Source organism: Mycobacterium sp. (genome assembly GCF_032161845.1).
Taxonomy (GTDB): Bacteria; Actinomycetota; Actinomycetes; order Mycobacteriales; family Mycobacteriaceae; genus Mycobacterium.
The window spans coordinates 1-3038 of record NZ_JAVRQA010000563.1 but is presented as its reverse complement, the minus strand read 5'-3'; the positions used below and the strand labels follow the sequence as shown (position 1 = coordinate 3038).

Below are 3038 nucleotides of genomic sequence, written 5' to 3'. Positions count from 1 at the left end.
GAACTGACCGTAGGCAAGTCATCCTCGTCGCGGCAGAGGGAAGCAGGCCCGATGCCCAACCGAGACGATCACGACACCGCCTTGCATACGGCGATGAACGCCATTGCGGCCCACTTCGATCACCAGCACGATCTCGAGACGACGTTGGCCGCGGTGACGGGCGCCGCGGTGGACCTCATCGACGGCATCGACTATGCCGACGTACTCACGATCAGCGATGGCGAATTTCGCTCGTTGACGCCGACCAACCCCATCGTGACGGAACTCGACCAACTACAGCGAAGCGCCGGACAGGGGCCGTGCCTCGAGGCCGCCGTGGGCGATTCCATCGTCAGGTCCAGCGACCTTCGTGGCGATGAGCGTTGGCCTCTGTTCGCCGAGGGCGCGGTGCGACGCGGCATCCACAGCATCCTGTCCTTTCAGCTGTACACGCACGAAAGGGGTGCGGGCGCTCTGAATCTCTTCGGGCTTGCACCGCACGAGTTCGACAGCGAATCCGAAACCGTCGGCGCCATGTTGGCCACCCAGGCCGCCGTCGCGATCATCACCGACGACCGATACCACCAGTTCGAGTCGGCGTTGGCGAGCAGGGATCTCATCGGCCAGGCGAAGGGAATCATCATGGAGCGCTACGGCATCGACGCGGTGGCAGCCTTCAACATGATTCGCAAGCTCTCGCAGGACAGCAACGAAAAGGTGGCGCTGATCGCGCGACGCGTCGTCGAGACCCGTTGAGGCCCGGGCCGCGCCTCAAAACGAGGTTGAGCCCCGCTAGTGCGGGTACTGACGTGCAATGAACGTCGACCGACTCTGGCAGTCACTCGAATCAGCGGCAACTCTGGATCGGTTGAGCGACGCCGTGAAACGACGGCTTGATCCCGTAGTCGGGCAGGGCAAGGTCCGAAACGCGCTCGGCGGCAAGTGGCTTGGTCATCCCATCCATCCGGCGTTGGTCATGGTTCCGCTGGGCGCATGGTCGAGTGCGGTCATACTCGACGTCGCCGGACGCCAGAGCGCCGCCGCACGCCGCTTGGTGGCGCTGGGAACCATGGCGGCGCCGGCGGCAATCGTCACCGGATGGAGCGACTGGTCGAACCTGAACACCGTGCAGCGCAGAGTCGGGCTTTCACATGCGCTGGCCAACGCGACAGCGGTCACACTGTTCGCACTGTCGTACTGGCGCCGTAGGACGGTCACCGACGGATTGGCCCGTAGCACTGGAGCTCTCGGACTTCTGGCGGCAGGCGGAGGCGGTGCGATCGGCGGCCATCTGACCTATCGCCTCGGCGCCAACGTGACTGGCAACCAGACCGAGCTCGAGCCAGCCCCGGAGTACCACCCCGCACAGCTGCCCGACGCGATGAAGCCCGCAACCGGCCTAGACCCGTAGCAGCCGTCGCCAAGGCACCTTCGGTCTAGCGATCTGCCTCGGGTAGCGGAATGTCGATGGCCTGCTCGATGAGATCGGCGGGGTTGACCGCCTCGTCGCTGCGACCGTTGACGTAGTCGACGTCCAGCGTCGCGTCATCCTCTGGATACGCAGAGCGTTCCTGTTCGGCTACGTCGGGCATCGGCTTGGCCGGTGGGAATTGCCCTTCCGAGAAACTCGTCATGATTGAGGGCCTTACCCCGTCCGCCGGTCCTCAATCACCACCGATTCAACGCGCCCGTCGCGCGAGGTGTTCGGAGTCTGCGATCACCATGCTCTTGCGTTCCAATCGAATCCACCCCCGCTGGCTGAAATCGGACAACACCTTGTTGACCGTTTCCCTGGACGAACCAACGAGGTGCGCCAGTTCCTCCTGCGTCAGACCGTGCGCCACCCTGATCGCCCCATCCTCTTGAACTCCGAACCGCTGCGCCAGGCCGAGCAGCTGCTTGGCCGTACGTCCCGGCACGTCGGTGAGGATGAGATCGCACAGGATGTCGTCGGTCCGGCGCAGTCGCCGGGCGAGCACCCGAAGCAGCCGGTCGGCAACCTCGGGATGATCGGCGACCCACGAACGCAGGACGGCACCGTCCACCGGTACTGCGCACACCTCGGTGATGGCAGTCGCGGTCGACGTGCGAGGGCCCGGGTCGAACGCCGACAGCTCGCCGAAGGACTCCGACGGGCCGCGCAAGGTGAAGAACGCCTCGCGCCCCTCCGATGAGCGCCTGCCCACCTTGACCTTTCCCGAGATGATGACGTAGAGCCGGTCACCCTGTTCGCCTTGACTGAAGAACACGTGTCCCGTGCCGACCTGCATTTCGGGCAGGTCCTCGGTGAGCGCACGCACCGCACTCGGATCCACCCCACGGAAGATGGCGGCTTGAGCCAGAGTCGAATCCACGTGCGCTCCTCGAAGAAGTCGGAACTCCAGTTGGGTGTGCGGTGACCCACCCTCGTGCTCGGTCGATACCCCCTGAGCGGGCAAGGAAACGGGTTGTCCGCCGCGAGCTTGGCTCGTCAGAACGAATCGAAGACTCTGGGCTAGATGCGTTTCACGCCGGCCGCCCCGGGTAGCAGCGTGTTCATGAATACCGAGGGAGAACGCTCGTGAACGTGGTTCAGACCGCCAAGGAACACGTCAAACAGCTCGTCGACAAAGTCGCCGAGAAGGAAGCCGTCAAACAGCTCGTCGACAAGGTTGCCGAGAAGGTAGTGGACGGCGCCGTCGCCGACTCGCGTGTGCAGGCGGTCACCATCGCCGCCTCGAAAGAGGACGTACGGACACTCTTCCAGGACCCAAACCGGCTTTCGGAGATCTTCGGCGACGTCGCCGACGTCACCAGCACGGGTCCTGACCGGTTGCGCTGGAAGTTCACGTTCGAGGGATCCGACGGGCCGGAGTGGGAGTGCGTCACCGTCGCCGAGGATGACGCCCGTCTTCGATTCGTCGACGCGAGCGCCGGTGCAGACGCCGGTATCGTCCTCGAATTCCGCGACGCCCCGCAGGGACGCGGCACCGAAGTAGTTGCTCGAGTGAGCAGTCCCGCGCCGGGCGCACTCACCGGCGCGCTCGCCTTCAAGGCGCTCTACCGGGCAAGGGCATTGA

5 protein-coding genes are annotated in these 3038 nt (G+C 64.8%); 3 read left to right on the top strand and 2 right to left on the bottom strand.

All coding sequences use genetic code 11. The features are described 5' to 3' along the window. Both QOD90_RS31245 and QOD90_RS31240 read left to right on the top strand, forming a co-directional pair. The coding region (locus tag QOD90_RS31245; protein ID WP_526356447.1) for an ANTAR domain-containing protein at nt 1–735 on the top strand (735 nt) is incomplete at its 5' end. Nucleotides 736–847: 112 nt separating this feature from the next. Then, nucleotides 848–1390 carry a DUF2231 domain-containing protein gene (locus tag QOD90_RS31240; RefSeq protein ID WP_526356445.1) on the top strand — a complete coding sequence of 181 codons (543 nt, stop codon included), beginning with the start codon at nt 848–850 and terminating at the stop codon, nt 1388–1390. A 25-nt stretch (nt 1391–1415) separates the two neighbouring features. Here QOD90_RS31240 and QOD90_RS31235 read toward each other — a convergent pair whose 3' ends face one another. Both QOD90_RS31235 and QOD90_RS31230 read right to left on the bottom strand, forming a co-directional pair. Beyond that, nucleotides 1416–1613, bottom strand: coding sequence for an Rv3202a family protein (locus tag QOD90_RS31235; protein ID WP_526356443.1), 198 nt, complete (start codon nt 1611–1613; stop codon nt 1416–1418). Between the two features lie 45 nt (nt 1614–1658). Beyond that, on the bottom strand, nt 1659–2333 hold the full coding sequence (locus tag QOD90_RS31230) for a Crp/Fnr family transcriptional regulator (protein ID WP_526356441.1): 675 nt from the start codon (nt 2331–2333) through the stop codon (nt 1659–1661). A gap of 206 nt (nt 2334–2539) precedes the next feature. Here QOD90_RS31230 and QOD90_RS31225 point away from each other — a divergent pair. After that, on the top strand, nt 2540–3038 hold a 499-nt coding region (locus QOD90_RS31225; protein WP_526356439.1), incomplete at its 3' end, for a hypothetical protein.

Excerpts from the sequence above, each read along its gene's own strand:
- QOD90_RS31235 (WP_526356443.1), bottom strand. The coding sequence starts at position 1,613 with ATGACGAGTTTCTCGGAAGGGCAATTCCCACCGGCCAAGCCGATGCCC.